The organism is Acidovorax sp. (genome assembly GCF_046294525.1).
In the GTDB taxonomy this organism is placed as follows: domain Bacteria; phylum Pseudomonadota; class Gammaproteobacteria; order Burkholderiales; family Burkholderiaceae_C; genus Acidovorax.
Genome location: NZ_JBKBKQ010000003.1, coordinates 324,296 through 331,260, shown reverse-complemented (window position 1 = coordinate 331,260; position 6,965 = coordinate 324,296). Strand labels below are relative to the sequence as shown.

Annotated in this window: 6 protein-coding genes; 3 read left to right on the top strand and 3 right to left on the bottom strand. The window is 66.2% G+C overall.

The genetic code is table 11. The features are described from left to right. The first annotated feature begins 190 nt into the window (after positions 1–190). The 3 genes from rlmB to ACK4HJ_RS05965 all read left to right on the top strand — a co-directional run bounded on the left by rlmB (position 191) and on the right by ACK4HJ_RS05965 (position 3,136). On the top strand, positions 191–937 hold the full coding sequence (rlmB, locus tag ACK4HJ_RS05975) for a 23S rRNA (guanosine(2251)-2'-O)-methyltransferase RlmB (protein WP_409828673.1): 747 nt from the start codon (positions 191–193) through the stop codon (positions 935–937). 106 nt (positions 938–1,043) lie between these two features. Then, positions 1,044–1,781, top strand: a complete 738-nt coding sequence (locus ACK4HJ_RS05970; RefSeq protein ID WP_409828671.1) for an SIR2 family NAD-dependent protein deacylase — start codon at positions 1,044–1,046, stop codon at positions 1,779–1,781. 188 nt (positions 1,782–1,969) lie between these two features. After that, positions 1,970–3,136: an ABC transporter substrate-binding protein gene (locus ACK4HJ_RS05965; protein WP_409828669.1), complete on the top strand. Its 1,167-nt coding sequence runs from the start codon at positions 1,970–1,972 to the stop codon at positions 3,134–3,136. A 53-nt stretch (positions 3,137–3,189) separates the two neighbouring features. On the opposite strand, the gene ACK4HJ_RS05960 is transcribed toward ACK4HJ_RS05965, so the two are convergent. The 3 genes from ACK4HJ_RS05960 to ACK4HJ_RS05950 form a co-directional block, all read right to left on the bottom strand. Further along, the gene (locus tag ACK4HJ_RS05960; protein ID WP_409828666.1) at positions 3,190–4,173 is read right to left on the bottom strand and encodes a hypothetical protein; all 984 of its coding nucleotides are present in this window, start codon (positions 4,171–4,173) and stop codon (positions 3,190–3,192) included. Between the two features lie 364 nt (positions 4,174–4,537). Beyond that, on the bottom strand, positions 4,538–6,259 hold the full coding sequence (locus ACK4HJ_RS05955) for a hybrid sensor histidine kinase/response regulator (protein WP_409828665.1): 1,722 nt from the start codon (positions 6,257–6,259) through the stop codon (positions 4,538–4,540). Next, on the bottom strand, positions 6,246–6,890 hold the full coding sequence (locus ACK4HJ_RS05950; RefSeq protein WP_409828662.1) for a LuxR C-terminal-related transcriptional regulator: 645 nt from the start codon (positions 6,888–6,890) through the stop codon (positions 6,246–6,248). The genes ACK4HJ_RS05955 and ACK4HJ_RS05950 overlap by 14 nt, the downstream gene beginning before the upstream one ends. Positions 6,891–6,965 lie beyond the last annotated feature (75 nt).

Below are 6,965 nucleotides of genomic sequence, written 5' to 3'. Positions count from 1 at the left end.
TTGCCCGCGCACAGCGCCTGCTGGGGGCGATCAATTCTCGAAAGCAAGGGCTGTCTTAGTTCGGGCATCACTACGGCACTGCCAGAACCGATTCGTGAAGAGCTTCCCTAGCGCTTATCCAGCAAGCGCTAGTAGCTATTAATTTGATAGTTTTCTGCGGTGGCCACGTATCGCCGGGGATAATCCCCCCATGTCCAGCCCCAAAGTTCTGTTCGGCTTTCACGCCGTGGGCGTGCGTCTGAAGACCGCGCCAAAGTCCATCATCGAGATTTATTACGAAGCCACGCGCCGCGATGCCCGCATGCGCCAGTTTCTCGACCGCGCCCGTGAGGCCGGTGCCCGCCTGATCGAAGCCGACAGCGTGCGCATCGCCAAGCTGGCCGGCAGCCACGGCCACCAGGGCGTGGCCGCGCGGGTGGAGCCCGCGAAGGTGGCCACCTCGCTGGATGAACTGCTGGAAGATCTGGAGGCCGCCGGCATCGAGCAGCCCCTGCTGCTGGTGCTGGATGGCGTGACCGACCCGCACAACCTGGGCGCCTGCCTGCGGGTGGCCGATGGCGCGGGCGCGCATGCCGTCATCGCCCCCAAAGACCACGCCGTGGGCATCAACGCCACCGTGGCCAAGGTGGCCAGCGGCGCGGCCGAGACCATGCCGTACTTCATGGTCACCAACCTGGCCCGAACCTTGAACGAACTCAAGGAGCGCAACATCTGGTGCATCGGCACCAGCGATGATGCGCCCAAGACTATCTACCAGGTGGACTTGAAAGGCCCCGTGGCCCTGGTGCTGGGCGCCGAAGGCGATGGCATGCGCCAGCTCACGCGCAAGACCTGCGACGAGCTGGTCAGCATCCCGATGAAGGGTGCGGTGGAAAGCCTCAACGTGTCCGTGGCCAGCGGCGTGTGCCTGTACGAGGCGCTGCGGCAAAGGACGTAAACCCCCCTGAGAAGGTGTGAACGAACCCGCCATGCCAGCTCATCCCGCCAAAACACACCCGCTCGTCGTTACAAATGACACGTTGTAGAAAGTGGATGGGTGTTGTATGGATGAGCACTCTTTGGATACCGTCCGCGCCTGGGTGCAGGAGGCGCCGCACATTGCCGTGTTGACCGGCGCCGGCATCAGCGCGGAATCTGGCGTGCCCACCTTCCGCGATGCGCAGACGGGATACTGGGCGCAGTTCCGGGCCGAAGAAATGGCCACCGAGGAGGGTTTTCGCAGCCATCCCCAGCGTGTATGGGACTGGTACCAGTACCGGCGCGACCTGCTGCAAGGCGTGCAGCCTAACGCCGCGCACCACGCGCTGGCCGACTTTGAGCGCCGGCACCCCGGCAGGCTCACGCTCATCACCCAGAACGTGGACGGCCTGCACCAGCGCGCGGGCAGCAACGGCGTGTTGTGCCTGCATGGCGACATCTTCGAAGATCGTTGGCTCGACACGCCGCGCAGCTGCTGCCACATAAGACATGCTTCCGCCGGCCATCCTCCGTACTGCGACCGCTGCGGCAACCTGGTGCGGCCGGGCGTGGTGTGGTTTGGCGAGGCTTTGCCGTATGCCACGTTCGAGGCCGCCGAACAGGCGGCGCGCCAGTGCGCGCTGATGCTGGTGGTGGGCACTGCGGGCGCCGTGTACCCTGCGGCGGGGCTGGCGCACCAAGCGCGGTCTGCTGGGGCACGTGTGGTGGTGCTGAACCCCGCGAATAGCGAACTGGACGGTGCCGCGCACGCCGTGCTGCGCGGTGCTGCAGGCGCCTTGCTGCCGCAGGTGCTTTCGGCCTGACGCGGCCTCAGGCAAACCTCAGTCCGCGTCCCGGTGCTTGCCACATCCTCCCGGAGGTTGGCGGAGTAGGGAGTCCAACCTAGACGTTTTGTGTCGTGTGCACGCCCTCTTGTCGCGAAATGGACACGGGCCGGTGGTTCTTGCCTGTAGCCTCGGCCTCCTTTGCTTTTTTCCGTCAGAACCACACCATGAGCCGTCGTCAATTTCTCCTGCGCGCCTCCCAGGCCGTCGCAGCCACCGGCCTGCCCGCCTGGGCCCACACTGTAATGGCCGCCGAAGAGGCGCTGTCTGCGCGCCATGTCACGCTGGGTTGCTCCATTGCGCTGACCGGCCCGCTGGGCCAGGCCGGCATTGAGCAGGTGGCCGGCATGAAGGCCGCGTTTGCCGAAGTGAACCAGGCCGGCGGCGTGCACGGCCGCGAGATCCGCATGGACCCCAAGGACGACGGCTACGTGGCCGCCCGCACGTTGCAGAACGTGACCCAGATGCTGGAGGCCCAGGCGGCCTTCGCGCTGATCTCGCCGCTGGGCACGGCCAACACCGCCGCCATCCTGCCGCTGATCGAATCCAAGGGCATTCCCACCGTGGGCCCGGTGACGGGCGCCACCTCGCTGCGCAGTGCCGATGCGAAGCACGTGTTCTTCCTGCGCCCCACCTACCGTGAGGAAACGCAGCGCCTGGTCAAGCAGGTGGTGGACATGGGCCTCAAGCGCATTGCGGTGGTGTACCTGGACAACCCCTTCGGCAAGGAAGTGCTCAAGGACATGTCCCAGGCGCTGGACGACATCAAGGTGGAGCGCGCAGGCGAATACGCGCTGGCTGTGGATGGCAAGAACGGCGCAGAGCTGGCCGCCAAGGTGGCAGCCGAGCGCCCCGGCGCCGTGCTGCTGGCCACCACCGGCACGGCCAACACGGCCTTTGTGCAGGCCTTCCGCGCCAAGGCGCAGGGCGTGCCGCTGGCTGGCCTGTCGGTGACGGTGGTCGCGTCGGAGATGCCCAAGCTGGCCGCATCCACCCGTGGCATGGCGCTGGTGCAGGTGTTCCCGGATGCGAATTCGCAAAAGTCGGTGGCGGTGCGCAAGTTCCAGGCCACGATGAAGGCCGTGGGTGCCAACCCCGCCTACATCAATAGCGGCAGCGCGCTGGAAGGCTGGCTCAATGGCCAGATCATGATCGAAGGCCTGAAGAATGCCGGCAAGGATCTGACGCGCGAACGGCTGCGTGCGGGCCTCAGTGCCATCCGCTCGTTGTCGTTTGGCGACTTCAGCGTGGGCTTTGGCAACAAGGCGCCGTACATCGGTTCGGACGCGATCTACCTGGCTGTGTACGCCGAGAACGGTCGCCGGATCAGCTGACCACTGGATGGTCCAGGGGCGGGGCCGCGGTCAGGCCTGCCCCGTCCACGCTTTCAGGCCAGCGGCCGCTGCGGCTCCAGTGCGCCGCTCAGGCGGTCGTGCAGCTCCACCACCGGGCGCACATCCAGGTGCATGGCGCCACTGCCCAGCGACTCGATCCAGTGGCATGCCGCGTATTGCGCCGCCCGATCTTCGTAGTGGCGCATCCATTCCTCGCGCAGGCGCAACTGCTCGGGGCGCACCGGCCACACGCCGGGTCTGGGTCGCATGTGCTGGTGGATGCCCATGCGCCAGGGCTTGCCGGTAAGCCGCGCGCGAAAGCAGCGCTGGTTCAGGCACATGCGCACATACACAGGGTCGGCCCCCACGGCGGCAAAAAACTCCTGTGCCTCAGCGCCCACCGGGTCCACCAGCCCTTGCGTGGCCAGCAGGCGCAGGCCCGCGGGCGTGCGGTACACGCGCACGGCCCAGGCAGGGTGGCGCTCAATGAAGGCCCGCAGCCCCGCCAGGGCACGAACGTGGGGGCCGCCCAGCGCGGCGTCCACGCCGCGCTGCAGCAGCGCTGCCAGCGGCAGGGTCAGCAGCAGCAAGGCTCCAACGCCCACGACCCAGGCCAGCATTCCGCCCAGCAGCCACAGCGCTGGCAACAGCACGGCCACCGCCAGCAGCGCGGCGGCCGCCAGGCGCAGGCGGTTGCTGGTGCGCGTTTCAAAGTCCACATCGGCAAACAGCACGTTGCGTGTGTTCAGACACTCCGCGCCATAGCCGTTGCGGGTGATGACCGCATCGCCCTGGCGCTGAAGCACTTCTTCGCGAATCGGCAAGCCCTGGGCACCGTTGTAGGCGGTCTTGCGTTCGCGCCGCGGCGTGGCGGCATCGCGCTGCGCCTGCGCCAGGGCTTCGTCCGCGCGCACCTCGGCCATGGCCTGGGCCTCGGCCTCGCTGGTGTCCGACCAGCCCCAGCGCTGCACGGTGATCTTGTGGCGGCCAAGGCCGTGCTGGCGGCGGGCTTCTGCCCAGTAGTTGGCGACGATCATCTGGATGCTTCCCCTCCGTTGTGTGCCGGCAATCTAACCGAAGCCGTGGCGGAGTCCTGGCGAAGTGTGTAAAGCCCGATGCACTGAGCCTGCCCAGGCGCAGTTCCCACGCCATGAGTTCGCGCGCATGCAGCTCTGGGGATGTTCTGCGCAACTCCTTGCGGTCCGTGATAGCGTGGACTTGCGCGGGTTGCGCAGTACATCCCTGGTCTGCCGATTTCTCGGATTCAGTGGAATAGAGTCTGTGCGTCAGAACGCTTGGGCGCTATAAAAAACATAGCTATATGCGCTTATCAGATAAGCGATAGATGCCAAAAAGATACCAAAATGAGCAGCGGCGGGTGCTTCGATGCAGAAAAGCCGCTTATGGCGCCTTGTGTTCGCGCAGGTATCGCTCCAGCAATGCGCGCAGGCGCAATGGGCGCACGGGTTTGCGCAACACAGGGAAGTCCTGTTGTGCTTCGGCCATGCGCTGCGTGTCCTCGCCCGTGATCATGGCCGCCAGCTTCAGGCCCGGTTGCAGCACCCCTGCCTGGCGCAGCACGGCCAACCCGTCTTCGGCGCCCGGCAGCCGCCAATCGCTCAGCACGGCATCGAAGGCGGTAGTACGCAGGGCCAGCAATGCGCCCGGTGCGTCGGGGGCGGTGGTCACCTCCAGGCCCCAGCCTTCCAGCAAGGTAAGAAGTGCGTCGCGCACCAGGGAGTTGTCTTCTACGACCAGAACACGCCCTTGCAGGCGCCCTGCAGCGGCCGGCTGCGCGCGCGGGGCGGGTGCGTCGCTGGGTTTGGCAGACGGCAGGTCCAATGCGAAGACGCTGCCGCGCCCCACGCGGGAACGCAAGCCCACAGGGTGGCCCAGCAACGCGGCGATGCGTCTCACCGTCGGCAGGCCCAGGCCGTGACCGCGTTCTGGGTTGCGCTCGGCGTTGTTCAATTGCACGAACTCTTCAAACACCGCCTCGTATGCCTCGTTCGGGATGCCAATGCCCGTGTCCACCACGCACAGGCGCAGGCCGGCACCCGCGCGGCGCACGCCCAGCAGCACTCCCCCGTGCTCGGTGTAGCGGATCGCATTGGTCAGCAGATTCGCAAGAACCCGCTCCAGCAGCAATGGGTCGCTCTGTGCCCACGCCGTTGTAGGGTGCACGCGCAGCTGCAGGCCCTTTTTTCGCGCAGCGGCTTCGTACGTGTCTGCCAGGCGCTGCAGCAGCGGTTGCAGGGCCACTGGCTCAGGATGCGCGGTGGTCTGGCCGCTGTCCAGGCGCGAAAGGTCCATCACCTGTGCGAGCAGGCGGTCAAGCGAATCCATGCATTCCCCCATCCGTGCCAGGGTGGGGCCATCGCCCTGCAGGACGCTGAGGTACAGGCCCATGGCCTGCAGCGGCTGGCGCAAGTCATGGCTGGCAGCGGCGAAGAAGCGGGACTTGGCGGCGTTGGCCTCGCGCAGTGCATGCGCCTGGCTTTGCAGTTCTTCGACCAACGCACTGTTTTCGTGGCGCAGGGCGATCATGCGCTGCAGGGTGCGCGCGTGCTGCTTGCCGTAGTACAGCAGGTAGACCAACAGCAACAACATGCCTGCACCCAGAAAACGGCTGTCGCTGTCGGGTTCCAGCAGCGCGCGCAGTGCAAACGGGGCTATCAACGTGGGCAGGAAGATCCACATCACCCGGGGGTGGTGCGCATGTGCGCCAATGCTTCCTGCAGCGGTTCCTCCGAGCACCAAGGCCCAGTAGAACGGCTCCAGGCTGCTGCCCGGGTGGAAGAACATGACGGACGATGCGCCCCAGTACGCCGCGAGAATCAAGGCGTCCACCTCGACGCGCCGGGCTTTGCGCGCCGCGGTCAGGGGCTCCGATGACGACTGACGCAGCACAGCGCGCAAAAGTGGTCGCCATGTATGGACCAGCGCCAGGCCCCCAAGCCACGCGGCCAGCACGCCCGCTGGGTGCCCGCCGTGCATGGCCCAGGCCAGCAGCGCCGCTGCGACAAGGTTCGATACGACCGATCCCCGCAGCGCCCGCGACAGCGAGCCAATGCTGTCGGCAAAAACCCTGTCCGAGGGGGCTGCGGCGTCAGGAGCCTTCATGGATCACTGCCCGCGCCATCATCACTGCTTGAGTGCGGTTGGCTGCGCCCATTTTGGCGAAGATGGCGTTCAGGTGGTTCTTCACGGTGCCAGGTGAAATGCCCATTTCGCGTGCGATCTCCTTGTTGCTGCCGCCCGAAGCCAGCATGCGCAGCACGTCGACCTGCCGCGTTGTCAGACCATACGGGCCGGTGGGGGTCTGGTCGGCGGCGTCAGGGGGCTGCGCGGCATCGGCAAATGCGGGTTCTCCCCCCGCCAGATGGCGAAGCTTGGCCAGCAGGGCAGGTACTTCAAGCGTCTTGGGCAAATAGGCCACAAGCCCCGCGTCCTGGGCACGGCGCCCCAGCGTGGGGTCGTCCGCTCCCGACATGAGTCCCACGCCCAGGCCCGGGTAACGCTCCATCACCTGTGCGGCGCAGCGAAGTCCATCCGTTCCGGGCAGACGATAGTCCAGCAGCACCAGATCAAAGCCCTCGCTGGTATTTGCCAGCATTTCCAGCGCCTCGGCCGGCGAACCTACAGCCTCTACGCGCAAACCTGGGGCCTGGTGGCGCAGAGCAGCCATCAGGCCATCGCGAAACAGGGGGTGGTCATCCACCAGCAGCAGTGCAAAACCATCGAGTTCGTCCAAGGCGGGATCTCCTTGTGTCGTGACATTTTTCACGCTTCGAAGGATAGCGTGCAGCCCAGATGGCGGGCATAGGCC